Annotated in this window: 14 protein-coding genes; 10 read left to right on the top strand and 4 right to left on the bottom strand. The window is 57.1% G+C overall.

What is annotated here, in order from left to right:
* Window positions 1–181: 181 nt before the first annotated feature.
* From K3G63_RS06350 to K3G63_RS06315, 8 genes are all read left to right on the top strand, one after another.
* A complete protein-coding gene (locus tag K3G63_RS06350) occupies window positions 182–4,549 on the top strand; it encodes a HAMP domain-containing protein (protein ID WP_220613220.1) in 4,368 nt (1,455 codons plus the stop codon).
* A 72-nt stretch (window positions 4,550–4,621) separates the two neighbouring features.
* A complete protein-coding gene (locus K3G63_RS06345; RefSeq protein WP_220613219.1) occupies window positions 4,622–5,149 on the top strand; it encodes a chemotaxis protein CheW in 528 nt (175 codons plus the stop codon).
* A 46-nt stretch (window positions 5,150–5,195) separates the two neighbouring features.
* Window positions 5,196–5,582, top strand: coding sequence for a response regulator (locus tag K3G63_RS06340; protein ID WP_220613218.1), 387 nt, complete (start codon window positions 5,196–5,198; stop codon window positions 5,580–5,582).
* A gap of 63 nt (window positions 5,583–5,645) precedes the next feature.
* Complete coding sequence (locus K3G63_RS06335) at window positions 5,646–6,722, top strand: chemotaxis protein CheB (RefSeq protein ID WP_220613217.1); 1,077 nt, start codon at window positions 5,646–5,648, stop codon at window positions 6,720–6,722.
* Window positions 6,719–8,350 (top strand): chemotaxis protein CheA, encoded by a 1,632-nt coding sequence (locus tag K3G63_RS06330; protein WP_220613216.1) that lies wholly within the window; start codon window positions 6,719–6,721, stop codon window positions 8,348–8,350. The genes K3G63_RS06335 and K3G63_RS06330 overlap by 4 nt, the downstream gene beginning before the upstream one ends.
* 60 nt (window positions 8,351–8,410) lie before the next feature.
* Complete coding sequence (locus K3G63_RS06325) at window positions 8,411–9,049, top strand: chemotaxis protein CheC (RefSeq protein ID WP_259404282.1); 639 nt, start codon at window positions 8,411–8,413, stop codon at window positions 9,047–9,049.
* Window positions 9,050–9,192: 143 nt separating this feature from the next.
* Window positions 9,193–10,278, top strand: coding sequence for an agmatinase family protein (locus tag K3G63_RS06320; protein ID WP_220613215.1), 1,086 nt, complete (start codon window positions 9,193–9,195; stop codon window positions 10,276–10,278).
* A 181-nt stretch (window positions 10,279–10,459) separates the two neighbouring features.
* Window positions 10,460–10,801, top strand: coding sequence for a phage holin family protein (locus K3G63_RS06315; protein ID WP_220613214.1), 342 nt, complete (start codon window positions 10,460–10,462; stop codon window positions 10,799–10,801).
* A 783-nt stretch (window positions 10,802–11,584) separates the two neighbouring features.
* On the opposite strand, the gene K3G63_RS06310 is transcribed toward K3G63_RS06315, so the two are convergent.
* The 4 genes from K3G63_RS06310 to K3G63_RS06295 form a co-directional block, all read right to left on the bottom strand.
* Window positions 11,585–12,346 (bottom strand): DUF4349 domain-containing protein, encoded by a 762-nt coding sequence (locus tag K3G63_RS06310; RefSeq protein ID WP_220613213.1) that lies wholly within the window; start codon window positions 12,344–12,346, stop codon window positions 11,585–11,587.
* A gap of 197 nt (window positions 12,347–12,543) precedes the next feature.
* Window positions 12,544–13,848, bottom strand: a complete 1,305-nt coding sequence (gene murA, locus K3G63_RS06305; RefSeq protein ID WP_220613212.1) for a UDP-N-acetylglucosamine 1-carboxyvinyltransferase — start codon at window positions 13,846–13,848, stop codon at window positions 12,544–12,546.
* Between the two features lie 119 nt (window positions 13,849–13,967).
* Entirely contained in the window at window positions 13,968–14,666 is a 699-nt protein-coding gene (locus K3G63_RS06300; protein ID WP_220613211.1) for a DUF4290 domain-containing protein, read from the bottom strand.
* 239 nt (window positions 14,667–14,905) lie between these two features.
* Entirely contained in the window at window positions 14,906–17,158 is a 2,253-nt protein-coding gene (locus K3G63_RS06295; RefSeq protein ID WP_220613896.1) for an ATP-dependent helicase, read from the bottom strand.
* A 223-nt stretch (window positions 17,159–17,381) separates the two neighbouring features.
* Between K3G63_RS06295 and K3G63_RS06290 the strand changes: the two genes are divergently transcribed.
* Window positions 17,382–18,539 (top strand): glycosyltransferase family 4 protein, encoded by a 1,158-nt coding sequence (locus K3G63_RS06290; protein WP_220613210.1) that lies wholly within the window; start codon window positions 17,382–17,384, stop codon window positions 18,537–18,539.
* A 105-nt stretch (window positions 18,540–18,644) separates the two neighbouring features.
* Complete coding sequence (locus tag K3G63_RS06285; protein ID WP_220613209.1) at window positions 18,645–19,223, top strand: DUF3109 family protein; 579 nt, start codon at window positions 18,645–18,647, stop codon at window positions 19,221–19,223.
* The last annotated feature ends 66 nt before the right edge of the window (window positions 19,224–19,289 follow it).

Below are 19,289 nucleotides of genomic sequence, written 5' to 3'. Positions count from 1 at the left end.
TCAAGACACTGCTCAGCCAAAAAGCTCAGGTTTGGACAGTTATCACCAGCACGTAAGTTTTTTCTTAGAATTGTGACCTGACGGCTCTATTTGTTACCTTTGCCCGTTCTGGAACCCTCCTCGCACAGGTTCCGTTCGTGCACCACCTTGCTTTGGCAGGTTTCGCCACTATACTCAGTTTATGGCTTCAGCTAAGACGCCCAGAAACAACCGTCCGGTCCCCACCGCTCCGGCTACATCAGAAGAAACAAGTGCTGCTACTGTCACCGACAACGGTCAGAGCGTAGTGCCGCACAGTAATAACTTTACTCGGAAAAGAGGCACGGCCAGCTCGGCCGGCTTCAGCTTCCAGGACCCGGACTATATTAATGATCAGCTGAACCGGGTGCTCTACGCCCTCGACGCCTTTAAGAAAGGGGACGTATCGGTGCGCCTGACCAAGCAGAATGACGACATCTTCGCTGAAATAGCCGAGGCCTATAACTCCATGGTGGAGATGATTGGCGGGGTAGGTGGCGAGGTATCCCGTATTTCCAAGGTTGCCGGGGTGGAAGGCAACCTGAAAGCTCGCGCTTCGGCCGATAATGCCGCTGGTTTCTGGCGCGACATGATCAACAACATCAACGGCTTGGTGGATAGTATCGCCGTACCGGTGTTGGAAGTAGGCAAAGTACTAAAGAATATCAGCAAAGGCAATCTGGACGAGACCTTCCAGATTCCGGTGTCGGGTGACTTTAAGGTGATGGCCGAAACCATCAACAAAACCATCGACAACCTGAACCTGTTCGCCGGCGAGGTAACGCGTGTAGCGCAGGAGGTAGGTACGGAGGGTAAGCTGGGCGGCCAGGCCTCCGTACCAAACGTAGGTGGTATCTGGAAAGAACTGACGGATAACGTAAACTACATGGCCTCGAACCTGACCTCTCAGGTGCGAGACATTGCTAACGTAGCAACTGCCGTAGCCCGCGGCGACTTGAGCCAGAAGATTACGGTAGACGTAAAGGGGGAGCTGCTGCAGTTGAAGCAGAACCTCAACCAGATGGTGGACTCGCTCAACCTATTCGCCGGTGAGGTAACTCGTGTGGCGCAAGAGGTAGGTACCGAGGGTAAGCTCGGCGGCCAGGCTAGCGTACCAAACGTAGGCGGGGTGTGGAAGCAGCTGACGGACAACGTAAACACGATGGCCTCGAACCTGACCCTGCAGGTGCGCGACATTGCCAACGTAGCAACTGCCGTAGCAAAAGGTGACCTCACCCAGAAAATCACCGTGGATGTGAAAGGGGAGCTGCTGCAGTTGAAGCAGAACCTGAACCAAATGGTGGACTCGCTGAACCTCTTCGCCGGCGAGGTAACCCGTGTGGCGCAGGAGGTAGGCACGGAAGGCCGCCTGGGTGGTCAGGCCGTAGTGCCCAATGTAGCGGGCGTATGGAAGGAACTGACGGACAACGTAAACTATATGGCCTCGAACCTGACGCTGCAGGTGCGCGACATTGCCAACGTAGCAACTGCCGTAGCAAAAGGCGACTTGAGCCAGAAGATTACGGTCGATGTAAAGGGGGAACTGCTGCAACTCAAGCAGAACCTGAACCAGATGGTGGACTCGCTGAACCTGTTCGCCGGCGAGGTAACTCGTGTAGCGCTTGAAGTAGGTACTGAAGGGAAACTAGGTGGTCAGGCTTCTGTACCCAATGTAGCGGGCGTATGGAAAGAGCTGACGGACAATGTAAACTACATGGCCTCGAACCTGACCCTGCAGGTACGAGACATTGCCAACGTAGCTACCGCCGTAGCCCGCGGCGACTTGTCGCAGAAAATGACCGTAGATGTGAAAGGGGAAATCCTGGAGCTGAAGAACATCCTCAACCAGATGGTGGACTCGCTCAACATCTTCGGTGACGAAGTAACCCGCGTGGCCCGCGAAGTAGGTACGGAAGGAAAGCTCGGCGGCCAGGCCAACGTGCCCCGCGTAGGTGGTACCTGGAAAGAGCTGACGGACAACGTAAACACGATGGCCTCGAACCTGACCCTACAGGTGCGCGACATTGCCAACGTAGCCACCGCCGTAGCAAAAGGTGACCTGACCCAGAAGATGACAGTGGATGTAAAAGGCGAGATTCTCGACCTGAAAAACATCCTCAATCAGATGGTGGACTCGCTCAACATCTTTGCTGGCGAGGTAACCCGTGTAGCGCGCGAGGTAGGTACCGAGGGTATTTTGGGCGGTCAGGCCAACGTGCCGAGCGTTTCGGGTACGTGGAAAGACCTCACCGACAACGTAAACACCATGGCTTCGAACCTGACCTCTCAGGTGCGGGACATTGCCAACGTAGCAACTGCCGTAGCCCGCGGCGACCTAAGCCAGAAGGTAACGGTAAACGTGCGCGGTGAGCTGCTCCAGCTGAAAGAAAACCTCAACCAGATGGTGGACTCGCTGAACACGTTCGGCGACGAAGTAACCCGCGTGGCCCGCGAAGTAGGCACGGAAGGTCGCCTGGGCGGCCAGGCCGTGGTGCCCAACGTGCGCGGAACGTGGAAAGACCTGACGGACAACGTAAATACCATGGCGGCCTCGCTGACCTCTCAGGTGCGAGACATTGCCAACGTAACCTCCGCCGTAGCCCGCGGCGACCTAAGCCAGAAAGTATCAGTAGATGTTAAAGGCGAGCTGCTGGACCTCAAGGACAACATCAACGTGATGGTGGACTCCTTGAACGTATTTGCTGGCGAGGTAACCCGCGTGGCCCTGGAAGTAGGTACCGAAGGTCGCCTCGGTGGTCAGGCCAACGTACCCAGCGTGAGCGGAGTATGGAAAGAGCTGACCGACCGGGTAAACACCATGGCCTCGAACCTGACAACGCAGGTACGTGGTATCGTGAAGGTAGTAACGGCCGTATCGCAGGGCGACTTGACCCAGAAGCTGACCCTGGATGCTAAGGGTGAGGTAGCCGACCTGGCTGAAACCATTAACCGAATGGTAGACGACCTGAACCGTCTGGCTTCGGAAGTTAGCCGCGTGGCGCGCGTAGCGGGTGGCGAAGGCAAACTGACGGAACGTGCGACGGTAACGGATGTATCGGGCTCCTGGAAAGAACTGGTGGATACCCTGAACGCCCTGATCGAATCCATTGCCTCGCCGGTACTGGAAGTAAGCCGCGTGGTACGGGCTATTTCGGAAGGCGACTTGCAACAGCAGGTAGAAATCGAAACCACCGGCGACATCCGCGCCATGGCCGACGCATTGAACCTTGCTGTGGATAACCTTAATGAACTGCTCGGTGAAATCAACGAGTCCTCGCAGATTGTAGGGGAGTCGTCGGAAGAAATGGTGGTGAAAGGGCAGGAGATGAGCCGGGTAACCGTTGACGTGGCCTTGGCCATGCAGCAGATGGCCGAAGGCGCCCAGAACCAAGCTCTCAAGACCGACCAAGCCTTCAAGCTGATCGAGGAAATTATGCAGGCTACCAAGGAAACGGCTGGTAAGGCCGATGTTGGTATCAAAGCAGCTATCCTCGGTGAGCAAACTTCACAGCTGGGTCTGAAGACGGTAGCGGAAGTGGTAAAGAACATGGAGGAAATCAGCTCAGCAGCTGCCCAGACCTCCAAAACCATTGAAGTACTAAGCACCCGCTCCCAGGAAATCAGTAAGTCGCTGGGCGTTATCACCGATATTGCCTCGCAAACCAACCTGCTGGCTCTGAACGCCGCTATCGAAGCAGCCCGTGCCGGGGAAGCCGGCCGTGGTTTCGCAGTAGTAGCCGAAGAAATCCGCAAGCTGGCTGAAGGTTCCCGCAAGTCGGCCAGCGAAATTGCTACCCTGGTAGAAGACGTTAAGAAGGATACCACCTCGGCGGCTACGGCAATCAGCACCATGGAGGGCCGGGTACTCAAGGGGAAGAACGCTACGTTCGAAGCCAGCTCCGCCTTTAAAAACATTGCTACCAGCAGCGGCGAAACCCTCCGCACTTCCCGCGACATTCTGACGGCCACCGAAGTACAGAAAACTTCTATCGGCGACGTGGTAAAGTACGTGGAAGAGGTAGTAGCCATTGCCGAGCAAACGGCTTCGGGTACCCAGCAGGTAGCCAGCACCGCCAAGCAGCTCTCTACGAGCATGCAGGAGCTGACAACCAGCAGCCAGAACCTGACGGATATTGCGGACGACCTGCAGCTAGGGCTATCGGCCTTCCAGCTGATGGAGGATTTGCAACCCGAACCCGAACCCGAACCAGAGCCTACTCGCCGTCGGCCATTGATGCGCCGTTCGGCTCAGGCTACTCCGGCTACTACCCCCGCAGTGCGGCCTAACCGACGTGCAGCAGCTGTGGTAGAAGATGCGCCCGCAGCTCCCGCTCGAAAAACTGCTCGCCGGGCTGGGGCAACTGTTGTAACCGATGCAGCTGTGGAAACTGCACCCACAGCATCGGATCAGCCTACTGCACCTGTCACTAAGGCTAATCGGTCGCGTCGCAAGGAGGTAAAGAAGGACACTGCTCCAACGGATACTTCTGCCCCTGCTAAGGGACGTTCGGCTAAGGGAAAATCCAAGTAAGTCTTTCTCTAATCAAGCGCCAGACCAACCATATAGAGCGGTTGGTCTGGAACTGATACTACTGTTTCAGGCATGCCTGAGTCCGAAAAAAACGTCAAACAAGACCCTATTATTCAGCTGATTGTATTTCGGCTGGGTGATGAAGAATACGGGATTCGCATTGAGCAAGTAAAGGAAGTAACTATTACTCCTGAAATTGCCCGAATGCCCAAAACGCCGGCCTTCATCAAGGGAATTGCCAATCTGCGCGGCGACATAATTGCCATCATTGACTTGGAGGAACGGTTTCAACTACGGCCTGCCAATGTTGAAATGCCCGCCATGTCCTATACCATGGCTATTGAAGCCAAGGAATACACTATTGGCATAATGGTGCGTGAGGTACCACAGCCCTTGTCTATTCCAGTGTCTATCATTGAGAAAGCGCCGGAATTTATTCAAGACATTAATATTCACGACAAATACATTGAGGGAATCGTCAAAATAGAGGACCGCATCATTGTGGTACTCGACATGCTGAAGCTGCTGACTCCTGCCGAAATCATGCAGTTGCAACCCAAAGCGGAATCTTCCCCCGCAAGCAGCCGTACAAAGGCATAGCTTATTGTACAGTTCAGCTTTCTGTTTTCCTCTCTTTCCTCCTTCCATGAAAAACCGTATCCTCATCGTCGACGACTCTTTCTACATGCGCACGATGCTCAAAAACATGCTTACCGACGCCGGCTATGAGGTGGTTGGAGAGGCAGCTAACGGGCAGCAAGCGCTGGAAATGGCGTTGGCCTCTAAACCTGATTTGATTACCCTTGATGTAATTCTGCCGGACAACACCGGATTAGATGTGCTCAAGGGCATTCGGCGGGAGCAGCCCGAAGTGAAGGTTGTTATGTGCTCCGCTGTTGGTCAAGAAGTTATCGTTAATGAAGCGCTGGAAAGCGGTGCCACTGCTTATATCGTAAAGCCTTTCTCGGAGGAAAAGGTACTGGAAATAGTGGGCAGCGCTCTGCAGGAGCCTGGGGTCGAGCAAAAACAATAAGGTAGCCCTTCTCCGTTGTAGTCCCACTTCTGCTTGCAGTAGCTGCTCTTCTTTTCCGTGTCTTTGTTGACTGTCCCTTTCACCCTGTTGCTCGGTAACCTGCCCACCTTCGTGCGCACGGAACTCACCCGGCTGCTCTCTACCGATCCGGAATTGGAGGTAGTAGGGACAGCCGTGGCTACCAGCGAGCTACCCTCGCTGGCGCGCCGCCTGCGCCCCGGAGTAGTGGTGGTCAGCGAAGATCAATTGTTGAGTCTGGAGCAGCTCCAACGATACTTTCCAGTGCCTGTACTTCTGTACAGCAGTCAGACGCCACTACCCGGGATGCTGCGCGAAGTAGCCCGGTTGGGCGTATACGACTATATTCTGCCCATGCCCGCTGCTGGCCCCGAATTGGCTGAGTGGCGGCGGGCTGTCCGGCGCAAGCTACTTGCGGCCCGCCCTCAGCCCGTAGTCCGCCCCGATTTTCCTGTGCATTTGCGACGTAGCGCTGTTCCGCTGCCACCGCGTGGCATAGTAATTATTGGGGGCTCAACGGGTGGGGCTCCTGCAGTGGAAGCCGTACTACGGAAGCTACCTGCTACCTTCCCCTGGGCCGTTGTGGTCGCGGTGCACTTGCCCGAACTGTTCACGGATACGCTGGTAGAGCGGCTGCGGCGGGCCACAGTGCTGCCCGTCGCTGCTGCTACCTGCGGCACCTCTCTGGAAGCCGGCCGGGTGTTGGTAGCCCCGGGCGGCCGTAATCTGGTCATCAAGCCAGTTACGGATAGCCCATGGCTGGGCTGGCAAACCGATTTTGCTGCAGAATCCGGGTTGGATGTACCGTCCGTTGATGTTCTAATGCATTCTGCTTCTCTCGCCGCCGGACGTAATATAGTTGGAGTGGTGCTTACCGGTTTCGGACAAGACGGCACGCTTGGGGCTCGTCAGGTTCAGCAGCAGGGGGGGACTGTAGTAGCGCAGGATGAGGCTTCCTCAGCCGTCTTCGGAATGCCCAAAGCAGTTATTCAAGCGGGCTTAGCCAGTGCCGTACTACCTTTATCTGAAATTGGGGATTTCGTAGTGCGCCATGTGCAGATAGCAACTATGAGCCGCACCGGGCGTTCTTCCTCTCTCTCCCAACCAGTGTCAGCGCAATGAAGTCACGGGAGCAGGAATACCGCGAAATTTTCATGGCGGAGGCGTTGGAGTATTACGATGCCATGAGTCGCCACATCAGCGAACTGGAGCGTAACCCAACCGATGAGCCTGCCCTGAATGAGCTGTTCCGGCTCATGCACAACCTCAAGTCCAATGCCCGGGCTATGGGCTACAATGCCATTGGCGAGCTGGCCCACCACATGGAAACCATTTTCGGGCTTATCCGCAGCCGCGAAAAGACCTTCACGGGTTCCATGGTCCCGGTACTCTTCAGTGGCATTGATACCATCGGAGAAATGATTCGAGCCGTGGGCGAAGGAGAGGAAATGCCCCCGGTAACTCAACTGCTGGAAAACCTTGACCGCCTGGTGCGTGGGGAGGAACCCATCCTGGAAAATAATACCGAGGACGAGGAGGACGCCAGCCGCAAACTGGAGCTGTCGGACTTGGTGTATATCCAGATCCGCAAGCTGGACCATCTGCTGAATCTGGTAGGGGAACTGACTATTGACCGGGACCGGGTACTCACGCTCAGTCAGGAAATCGGTAACCCGGCCTTGGCAGCGGCAGCGGCGCATCTTTCCCGCATCACCGATGAGTTGCAGTACAGCGTGATGGATGCCCGCCTGGTAGGTGTTGGCTCACTGTTCAACAAGTTCCCGCGGGTTGTCCGGGACGTAGCCAGCACGGAAAAGAAGGATGTCGAGCTGACTGTAGTGGGGGAAGATATCCAAATTGACCGCAACATTCTGCAAATCATCACTGACGCCTTGCTTCATTTGGTGCGTAACGCCATTGGGCACGGGCTGGAAACTCCGGAAGAGCGACTAGCAGCCGGCAAAACCGCGCAAGGGCACCTGACACTCTCGGCCCAGGCTGAGCGCGACGATGTGCTGGTGCAGGTGCGCGACGACGGCCGCGGCATCAATGTCAACAACGTCCGCCGCAAAGCCATTGAGCGAGGCTTAGTTTCAGCGGAAGTAGCCGCTACCCTCGACGATGAAGCAGTTCGGGACTTTCTGTTTGAGCCAGGCTTTTCCATGGCGCAGGAAGTAACGGAGATTTCGGGGCGGGGAGTAGGCCTGGACGTCGTAAAGCTGGCCATTGATTCGCTGGGCGGACAGCTGCGGGTGGAATCCGTGCTGGGAGAAGGTACTACGTTCACGTTGGTGTTGCCTACCTCCATTGCCGTGAAGGGAGCCCTGCTGTTCCAACTCGACCAGCGCAACTACGCCATTCCGCTCATGCACACAGACTCAGTAGTGTCTTTGCTGCCGACGGCGTTCAATGTGGTAGGGGGCGTGTTACTCACCCGTATTCAGGAGGAAAATGTACCAGTAGTATCCTTGCGTCGGTTGCTCCACAACGGCGACGGGCCCCTTGCACCCGCTACGAAAGCGGAGCTCAGCGGGCGACAGGATATTATCATTGTCAACTACAACAACCGCCGGCTTGGACTCATCGTCGACCGGTTTTTGCGCCAGCAGGATATCGTGGTGAAACCCATGAGTAAACCACTGGATACCATTGACTTATTTGGCGGCGTTACCTTGCTGGGTAGCGGGCAGGTATGCTTGGTGCTTGATGTACCAGCATTAACTCGACTATTTCTGGCCAAACGACCGTAATTCACGTAATGCAGACCTGTGGCGGCCACCTGCGGCTAGCCGCCCTTTCACTTGATTTCTATGGATTTGCACATGACGGAACTGGAGCGGGACATTATCCGCGAAATCCTGAATATCGGGCTGGCTCGCGCCGCCGATTCATTCGCGGTAGTCGCCCAGGAAAAGGTGTTGCTAGAGGTGCCGGACCTTGATATTGTATCGGGTAAGACCATCCTGGATAAAGTACGCGACCTACAGGCCGGTCACGTCATTATTCAGTCGGATATCCGGGGTGATTTCAACGGTACTACGCTCATGTTTTTTTCCGGCCAGCATGTCCAGCGGCTCTCGCGGGTCTGCCTGCGCATGAGTGCATCAGACTCCACGCAGATTGACGAAATGCAGGAATCGTTGCTGCTGGAAATCAGTAATATCATCACCGGAGCGCTGGTAACGCAACTGGCTAACATTCTCAAGGCCAGCATCTACGGAGCACCGCCTACGCACCCCCGTGGTGACATTGCCGATGCCCTGCACAGCCTGCTGTTGAACCGGCCCATGGTGCAGCCGCTGATTTTCTCGGTTATCACGCAGTTCTCCGATAAGGACAATTCAGTGGAATTGCCTCTGATGATTTTCTTTGACCGGGATACCTTTGAAAAAATCCTTGACATCATCCGGACCTACGATTTCATGGGCGGGCAGCAGGCCGGTTCGTAAATTCGCCGGCCGCTTAGTCTGAGCGCAGGTGCTGCGGCTCCCGCTACCAGAAATCATGCCCCTAACCGAGGATGATATTCTGGCGACGGGAGCCGCGCGCGTTTCGTCCCATTCTACTTTTACGTTCATCCTCTCGTACATCTATGGCTGACTCTGCCCTGGAGCAAAAGCTCGCTACCTTCGACCCCAACGCCCTCGGTGACTCTGCTGGTGGCATCTATGGTCTGCCGTTTACCCCCGCGGAAGCACAGGTGGTAATTGTACCCGTGCCCTGGGAGGTTACGGTTTCTTACCGGGCCGGCACCGCCGAAGGCCCCGAGGCTATCCGGGAAGCTTCCCTCCAGGTAGACCTCTATGATCCGGACCTGCCGGATGCCTGGAAAATGGGGTTGGCCATGGAAGAGCCCGACGCCACAATTGCGGCCGAAAGCGTGGAACTGCGTCCTATTGCGAAAGACTACATCGGCTGGCTGGAGGAAGGCGAGCCGGAAGCCGGGCACAGTACTTTTTCAGGTGTGCCGGCACGCCTGAACCAGCGGGGCCTTGCACTACTGGAGTGGCTCAAGCAGAAAACCGGTGCCTTACTTGATGCCGGTAAGGGAGTAGTGCTGCTCGGCGGCGACCACAGCACGCCGTTAGGGTATCTGCACGCCCTGGCCGAGCGCCACGAGGAGTTTGGTATTCTGCAAATTGATGCTCACTGCGACCTGCGCCCCGCCTACGAGGGCTTTGAATATTCGCACGCTTCCATTATGTATAACGCGCTGAAGCTGCCCCAGGTGAAAAAGCTGGTGCAGGTAGGCATTCGGGACTACTGCCAGCAAGAAGCTGAGTACATCGACCAGAGTAACGGCCGCGTGGCCCTGTTCGCCGACCGGTTCCTGCAGGCCGAAATGCTGAGCGGCAAGTCCTGGCGCAAGGAATGCAAGAAAATTATTGCACAGCTGCCGCAGAAAGTATACCTGAGCTTTGATATTGACGGCCTCGACCCCAAGCTCTGCCCCGGTACCGGCACGCCCGTACCCGGCGGATTGGAATTTGAGCAAGCCCTCTACCTGATTCGGATGGTGGTCAGCTCGGGCCGGACCATTATCGGCTGCGACTTAAACGAGGTAGCTCCCGGTGACACCGAGTGGAACGCTATTGTGGGTGCCCGTCTGCTTTACCACATGGCCAACTGGATGGGCGTTTCGCAGGGTCGCCTCAAGGCGCGCGCCGTTGAAAAATAAGTTAATAGCCGGTCTGCTACGGTCCCTGGGTAAAATAGTGCGGACGTGAGAGCGAGAAAGTGCGGTAGGGTGTCGGTTACGCAGGAGCCGATATCCGCCGCACTTTTTTGCGTAGTCTGCGTAGAGGAACCCAACTCCCTACGTCTGTACATTTTTCTCACTTAACTGCTACCACCTGCACATGGGCTTCATTTTAAAATTCATTCTCTCCGCCATTATTACCTATGCCTTAGCTAAGTTTCTGCCTGGAGCAGATATCAGCGGCATTACCGACGCCTTTTTCCTGGTCATTGTGCTGGCTATATTGAACGCCGTTGTAAAGCCCCTTCTCAAAATCATTGGCTTTCCTATTACTATATTAACTCTGGGCCTGTTCCTGCTAGTAATCAACGCCTTAATAGTAATGATAGCCGATTGGCTGCTGGCAGGCTTCAAGCTGGATGGATTCGTTTCCGCCTTGATTTTCAGTGTGGTACTCTCGCTGGTAACTGCGGTGGTAGACCTGGTAACCGACCGAAGCTAACCGATTCTCTTTCGTAGAAAAGCCCGCGTTACAATCGTAGCGCGGGCTTTTTGCGTCATTCACCAATGCCAAGAGGCGTTAGGCTGGCAGCTGCGGCCAGGCAGCGCATTGGTGGCGCCAACGGCTGATGGCCAGGGCTAACCCGCCCCGCCAGTAGCAGGAACAGCCACGCCGCAACCAGTAGAGTACGGTAGTTGTAAGGCTCTGCCAGCCCGCGTAAAAAGACTCGACTAGCCGGCTGCGGAACGATAGGAGTGGGGTAGCCGGGGTAGGATGGGGCAGCAGCTGAAAGTACGTGAGCGTGATAATGAAATAGGCTACCTCATTGTTGAGCGCTTTGAGCCGTCCACTCCTCTTCGCGGTGTTCGGCAGCCGTTTCCACGTAGGCTCCAAAGGAACAGGTCAGGCTGTCGCGCCGGGCGTTGGTCAGGTCCAGGTTTTCTACCTCATGCGGACCTCGGCGTGGTAAATAAGCTTGCGGGTAGAAGCCGGTTCAGCAGTGCCGGTACCAGCGCCACTGGTAACGCCCCGGTCGGAGGACCAGGTGCTTCAGGGGCTGGTAGTGCAGCATCCATTGCGGGTGTTGACAGCATGGCATGTTCAGTAGCTGACCTCGTAGAAGCAAGAGCTTCTGAGTTGCCACACGCCACCAGCAGGCCGGTACTCAGTGCTATCGTGAGACAAGTTCGGATAAGCATATGTGCTACCAGATAAAGTAACTCCAGCTGCCGCACCAGGAAAACGTAACGGCTTTGGTATAGACCGGGTGCAACCGCGTCTTGCTCAGGCCACTGAGGTAGTGCCACGGTACCACCGATACGCGGCCCAACAGGCCAGACCCAGAAGCAGCGGCCAGCCATACGCCGCCCCGACAAACAGGATGCCCAACACCCGCCAGCCAAACCAAAGCCCGGCCTGTATCTGCGGCACTATAGCCGTCGCAGGCGAGGTATCCGTAGCTGGCCGCGGCTGGAAGTAAGTGACGTGCAAGGTAGCCAGCGCTGCCTGCTCGGTAAGCAACTGTACTTCTGGCGCGGTAAAGGCAGCCGTGTCAACTGCTGGGATTGGGCGGGCCCGGGTGCGATGCCTGGCTAGCTCCCTGGCAACGTCATGAGAGGTAATCTCCTTGCTGTGCACCATGCCCAGACGGGTGAGGTCGGCAGTGAGGGCCAGGAACTGCGCCGAAGGCACCCGAACGGTCAGAACCTGCTGATGGCGCTCAGCATTGGTGGTTTCGCGGGCATCAGTAAGGTAGGCGCCGCGGCGGGCCAGGGCCGTATCAAGGCGGGCAGTAGCGGCGGGGAAGTCGGCTACCTCCAGCTCCATCCGGCCCTGATAGATGACGGGGTGGCCCGCTGCCCGCCACAGCCGGGACAGGGGCACATCGGCGGCGGGAAGAGCTGCGGCAGCAACTGGTTCCTGCGCTCCGGGCGCCGCTTCCGCCTCGGCCGCGACTAGGGTAGAAACTTCTTCTTGCTCGGCCGACTGGGCGCACCCAGCCAGCATCAGCCCCAGTACCAGGAGCAGACGCACATACTTTTTCATCGGTAGAAGGAAGGAAAGGATGGATGGAAAAAGCTGCGCAGCTTCTGGTAGTTTATACCAACCGCCGCTGAACGTAACCCATCCCGTACCACCAGTGCGGGCCTGGCCCTGAGCTTCTACCCCTGCTGGGAAAAACAACACAGCCCGGTTTCTGCGGAAACCGGGCTGTTGTAGTAAGTGGTAGGGTAGGTCCTAGCTTAGAGACGGCGGATCTGCGCGCCGAGGGCCGTCAGGCGCTTATCGATGTTCTGGTAGCCACGGTCAATCTGTTCCACGTTTTCAATTACGCTGCGGCCGTTGGCCGAAAGGGCAGCAATGAGCAGCGCTACGCCGGCCCGAATGTCGGGCGAGGTCATCGTGATGCCGTGCAGGCGGGTGCGCTTGTCGAGGCCGATAACCGTAGCACGGTGCGGGTCGCAGAGGATGATCTGAGCACCCATGTCGATTAGCTTGTCCACGAAGAATAAGCGCGACTCGAACATCTTCTGGTGAATAAGAACAGTGCCCTTGGCTTGGGTAGCCACCACCAGAATCACGCTCAGCAAGTCAGGCGTCAGGCCCGGCCAGGTGTGGTCAGAAATGGTTAGAATGCTGCCATCAAGGTAGGTAGCAATTTCATAGTGGTCCTGAGCCGGCACGTAGATGTCGTCGCCCCGGAACTCGAGCTGAATGCCCAGCTTACGGAACGTGTCCGGAATCAGGCCCAGCTCCGGAATCTGGCAATCCTTAATGGTGATTTCCGAACCCGTCATGGCCGCCAAGCCAATAAAGGAACCGATTTCAATCATGTCGGGTAGCATGCGGTGTTCGGTGCCGCCCAGGCGCTCCACGCCCTCAATGGTCAGCAGGTTCGAGCCGATACCGTTGATTTTGGCCCCCATGCGCACGAGCATTTTGCACAGCTGCTGCAGGTACGGCTCGCAGGCTGCGTTGTAGATAGTAGTCGTGCCTTCAGCCAGCACGGCACCCATCACAATGTTGGCCGTGCCGGTTACCGAAGCTTCATCCAGGAGCATATAGGCGCCATGCAAGCGGCCTTCCGTGCTGATGCGGTAGAAATCGGTGCCTTCCAGTGTGAGCTTGCCGCCCAGCTTTTCCAGGCCCAGGAAGTGGGTATCCATGGGGCGGCGGCCGATTTTATCGCCGCCGGGCTTGGGCAGCTGGCACTTGCCAAAGCGCGCCAGCATAGGGCCCAGAATCATGACCGAGCCCCGTAAGGCCCCGGCCTGAGCCACAAACTCAGGGGTATCGAGGTAGTCCAGATGTACATCGTCGGCCTGGAAGCGGTAGGTGTCAGTGGCGAGCTTGCCCACCTTCACGCCCATGTCGCGCAGCAGCTCAATGAGCTTATTGACGTCGCGGATGTCCGGGATATTGGAAATCGTGACTGGCTCGTCGGTGAGCAGGACGGCGCACAGAATCTGGAGTGCTTCGTTTTTAGCGCCCTGGGGCACGATTTCACCTTTCAGCGGCTTGCCGCCGATAACTTCGAAAGAGGCCATTAGTGGAGAGAAGTGAGGGAGGGAGATAGGAGAAGTAAGACAAGGCCCGACCCCTTGCGGGGTCCCAAACCACAGTTTCGCTCCTTTCTATCTCACGGTCTCATGTCTGATAAAAAAAGTTACTGCGGGGGTTGCTGGGGTTCCTGCCGGCCTTTTTTGCCACCGCGGCGCTGCTTGTCGCGCCGGTTGTTGCTGCTGCTGCTCCGGCGTACGTCGCGCTCCTGGCGGGGCTGGGGCACAATGAATGGGGCAGGCCGGCCATTGGTGGTGAACTCAAACAGGTTCTGAGCATCAACCTGGGCGGGGTCCAGGCTTAGTTGCCCACCCGACAATTCTTTGAGGTGCTTGAGGATGGTGAGGTCCTTGGCGTTTTCCTTGTTGTGGGAGCGGTACAAGAACTTCATGGTGCGCCCAATGACGATGGTAGCCTGCTCCCGCTCGGCGGGGTCCTCAAGGGTCAGCGCTTTGGCAACAAGCTGTTCCACAGCCCGGCCGTAGGCCCGAAGTTTGGGTCCTCTGCTGGGGTAGGGTACTCGCTGTGGGGGCGTTTGGCTGGCCGGGGCCGCCAGTGGAAACGGGGCATCCACGTCCAGCTCCCCATCGGCCATTTCAAACAGGTGGTTCCAGACTTTTTGCTGAGAATCAGGCTGGTCGCGCAGGGTAGGCTGAATCCGGAAAATAAGCTGCACGATTTGCTGGGCCCGGCGGGTCCGCTCGGCGCGGTCCTCGATGTCGCGCAGCTGCTGCACGAGCTGGAAGGTGCTCTGGCCGTATTCGCGCTGGAGTAACTCGTGCTTATGAAGAGAAGGTAAGGTCATGAAAATGGTATTCGGAGGGTCAAATATACGCCAAACCTTGCCCCAATGGCTTCCTAGTTTGCACAGGATGGCCAGCGGCAAGGTTTAGCAGGAATGGGTAATAGGGAAGTGTCGGACTATCAGCGCCTAAAGTAACGCGAATAGGGCAATTTGGGTGCAGGTAACCACTATTCTGGGCGAAGTAAGGCATCTGGGTTGTGCTTCTGGAGCTTGCCCCAGCTCCCTGCTCCGCCCGGAGTTTAGTGTACGCGCAGCTTAGCGAAGCTCAGCAGCAGCGTCTTTTCGCCTACTTCTTCAAAGTGAATGATTGCCTTGACGGAGCCGGCCTGATTTTCCAGCTTTGTAACGGTACCAAAGCCGAACTTGGGATGCTCCACGCGCTGGCCGGTTTGCAAGTTGCTGGTGTCCGACGGTTTAAAGTCGGCGGGCGGGGAGTACTTGGTAGCTACGGTTTTGCGCGGAGCAGGCGGTACCAGATTGCTGCGGCGCTCAAACACATGCCCGAACGGCGACTCGCCCGGACCAGCGCTACCCACCGGCCCGGCTGAGAACTTGAAGTCGACAAACTTGGGGTCGATTTCATCCAGAAAGCGGCTTTTCTCGCAGCTGCGCAGGTTGCCCCACTGGTAGCGGGAGGTAGCGTAGCTCAGGGTCAGCTTTTTCTCGGCCCGCGTGATGGCCACGTAGAACAGGCGCCGCTCTTCTTCCAAGTCGGCCCGCGAGGTAATCATCATCTGGCTGGGGAAGAGGTTTTCCTCCATGCCCACGATGTACACGTTGCGGAACTCCAAGCCCTTAGCCGAGTGAATCGTCATGAGGGTTACCTGCTCACCTTCGCTCTGGGCATCCTTGGTATCAGCGTCCGTCACCAGGGCAATATCCTGCAGAAAGGAGCTGAGGCTCTTGTCTTCGCGCTCAGGGTCCTCCACAAAGGCCTTGATGCCGTTGAGCAGTTCCTGGATGTTCTCGTAGCGGGAGAGGCCCTCGATGCTTTTATCGGCGTAGAGCTCCTCAATCATACCCGAGTTTTTGGCAATGAACTTGGCGGCTTCGAAGGCATCGTCTTTGGCCGCTACGGCGGTGTAGGCTTTGATCTTCTCGGCGAAGTCCACGATGGGGTTGGCCGCGCGGGCGGGCAGGAATTGGTCGGCGTTGGCGACTACCTCCCAAATCGTGTGGTTTGATTCTTCGGCGGCACTCAGAAGCTTGGCAATGGTGGTGTCGCCGATGCCGCGCTTGGGGTAGTTGATGACGCGACGCAGGGCCTGCTCGTCGTTGGGGTTCACCGTCAGGCGCAGGTAGGCCACTAAGTCCTTGATTTCCTTGCGCTGGTAGAAGCTCAGGCCGCCCACAATCTTGTACTTGATGTTGAGCTTGCGCAGGGCTTCTTCCATGGCCCGGCTCTGGGCGTTGGTACGGTAGAGAATGGCAAAGTCATCGTAGGACAAGTGGTGGTTCATCTTGTCCTCGTAGATGCTATTGGCTACCAGCTTGCCTTCCTCGTTGTCGGAAGCGGCCTTGAACACCTCAATCAGCGGACCTTCCTCGTTGTCGGAGAAAACGTCCTTGCGCAGCTGGGCTTGGTTGTTTTTGATAACCGAGTTAGCGGCCCACACAATGTTTTTGGTGGAGCGGTAGTTTTGCTCCAGCTTAAACACCTGCAACTCGGGGTAGTCCTTCTCAAAGTTGAGAATGTTCTGAATATCAGCGCCCCGGAAGGCGTAGATGCTCTGGGCGTCGTCGCCTACCACGCAGATGTTACGCTCCTTGGCTGCTAGTTTGCGGGCAATCAGGTACTGCGAGTAGTTCGTATCCTGATACTCGTCCACCATCACGTACCGGAACATATTCTGGTACTTGTTCAGCACGTCGGGGTGGTCCTTGAACAGCACGTTGGTCTGGTAGAGCAGGTCATCGAAGTCCATAGCCCCGGCCTTGAAGCAACGGCTGGCGTACTGCTGGTAAATGACGCCCAGCTTGGGCCGCAGCGCCGCCTCATCGTCCTGCCGAATCACGGGGTCGTTGAGGTACTGCTGCACCGAAATCAGCTTGTTCTTGGCGGCCGAAATGCGACCCAGCACCATGTTCGGCTTGTACAGCTTGTCGTCCAGCTCCAGCTCCTTCAGGATCTGCCCAATGAGGGTTTTGGAGTCCTGAGTATCGTAAATAGTGAAGGAGCGGGGGTAGCCAATCTTGTCGGCCTCGGAGCGCAGGATGCGGGCGAAGATGCTGTGGAAAGTGCCCATCCACAGATTTTTGGCCTCGGGGCCTACTACCTTCTCAATACGGGCCCGCATCTCCTTGGCTGCCTTATTGGTAAAGGTCAGGGCCAGGATATTAAACGGATCTACTCCCTTTTCGAGCAGGTGGGCAATACGGTACGTGAGCACCCGGGTTTTACCGGAGCCCGCGCCGGCTATAATCATGCAGGGGCCTTCGGTGTGCAGCACGGCCGCCGCCTGGGAGGGGTTCAATAACGAGTGATAATCCAGTGCCATGCGTGTCAGTCAGATCGGAAACTAAGCTTTTTGGCTTGTTAGCAAAGGTAGGGCTTTCGGGTGGGGTAGCGAAACGCAATCTGGCGTCTGGTCGGGCCCCCGCGCACAACATACGCGTGCAAAGCACCACCCCGAAAAGTACTAACCGAGAGCTGCGCCATTTGGTGCGCTCCGGCTGCTTTATCGCGCAGTAGGGCGCCTGCTGTATCTTCGCGGTGTGAATTCTGCCGCTGCTTCTGCTACCCCTGCCGTGTTTCCTATCTCGCTGCTATGCCTTTCCAACAGCTGGGGCGGCCTGGAGCTGAACACCGTTCGTTTCGCCGACTGGATGCAGCAGCGGGGCTGGCCCGTACAGATTATCACCTTAGCCGATTCGCCTATTGCTGCCCGCGCCGCCGAGCTGGGCCTACCCCTTGCTACCCTGCGCAACCCCTGGAAAGCCGCCGATATTCCGGCTGCGGGGCGTTTGGCAGGGCTGTTGCGCGGGTTTGGTACGCGGGTGCTCATCGTCACGCGGAATGGGGATTTGGGCGTAGCGGTACTCTGTAAAACCTTACGGCTACCGCAACTCCGGCTGGTGTACCAGCAGCACATGCAGCTTGGGCTGGCTAAGCGCGGACTTCTGCACACCTTACGCTACCGTGCCCTGGATGCCTGGCTGGCCCCACTACCCGGTTTGGCCCGGCAAGTGCTGGAAAAAACCCGCCTTGCTGCTAGCAAGCTGCACGTTGTGCCGCTGGGAATAGAGCTGGAGAAGTTCGCGCAACCGGCCTTTTCGCAAGCCCAAGCCCGCGCCGAACTGCGCTTGTCATTGCCCCCGAACGCCGTGCTAATGGGCCTAATTGGGCGTTTCGACGATGGCAAGGGTCAGGATTTCGTGGTGGAAGCGCTGGCTGCTCTCCGCCGACGCTACCCCCAGCTGCATATGCTGTTCGTGGGTGAGCCTACCCGCAACGAGGGCAATGCTTACCGCGAAGCCGTGCAGAAGCGAGTGCAGGAGCTGGGCCTGACGGAGGTGGTGCATGTGCGGGAGTTTACCCTGAAACCTGAGGTAGCGTACCGGGCCCTCGATATCTCCATCACGGCTTCCGTGAACGAAACCTATGGTATGGTTACCATTGAGGCTATGGCTGCCGGCCTGCCCGTAGTAGCTTCCGCAACTGGCGGTACGCTCGAAATTGTGCGCGATGGGAACACCGGTCTGTTGTTTCCACTGCGCGATGAGGGCGCGTTTGTTGCCGCCGTGGAGCGGCTACTTCTGGCACCGGAGCTGGCCCAACGCCTGGGGCAACAGGCCCGGCAGGAGGCCTTAGCCACGTACTCGCACCATCGACAGTGCGAGCTGACGGAAAACGTACTACGGGCCCTGGTCTAATTCTGGTATCTTTGGGGATTGTTTGCTCGGTAGCAACGGCACCACTCGCACTGCTCGCGTGTTAGTGCCCCAACGGCCCCGAACCCCCGAGCCCGACACAACCCCATGATTCAGATTCAGAATACCCTGATTTCCGACGATGTTCGGGATAACTTCTTTGTGTGTAACCTCGAAGCCTGCAAAGGTGCCTGCTGCGTGGAAGGCGACCTGGGCGCGCCGCTGGAGGAAGACGAGCTACAAATCCTGCACAACGAGTACGAAGCCATCAAGCCCTTTCTCACCGAAGCTGGCCGCCAGGCTATTGAGCAGCAGGGCTTGTACATCAAGGATTGGGAAGGCGACTTCAGCACCACCACCATCAACGACCGGGAGTGTGCTTACGCCCTCTACGACGAGCGGGGCATCCTGAAATGTGGCATTGAGCAGGCGTATCTGGCGGGCGTCACTTCCTTTAAAAAGCCTATTAGCTGCCACCTATATCCCATCCGTATTACCAAATACGACGGCTTCGAAGCCCTGAACTACGACCGGTGGAGCATTTGCTCGCCTGCTTGCTCGTTCGGGGCCAATCTGGGTGTGCGCGTGTATCAGTTCCTGAAAGAGCCCCTGATTCGCAAGTACGGGCAGGAGTGGTACGGCGAACTGGTGCACGAAATCGAGCACGGCGACGCGCAGGTTCGGTAAGAAGTACTACCTCAGGTTATAGCCCAGACCTATACTGGCCGTTTGGTTAGCCCTAACAAAAAAGGC

Origin of the sequence: Hymenobacter sp. HSC-4F20, assembly GCF_019599275.1 — a bacterium.
Lineage (GTDB): Bacteria > Bacteroidota > Bacteroidia > Cytophagales > Hymenobacteraceae > Hymenobacter.
This window is presented reverse-complemented; position numbering and strand designations above follow the sequence as displayed.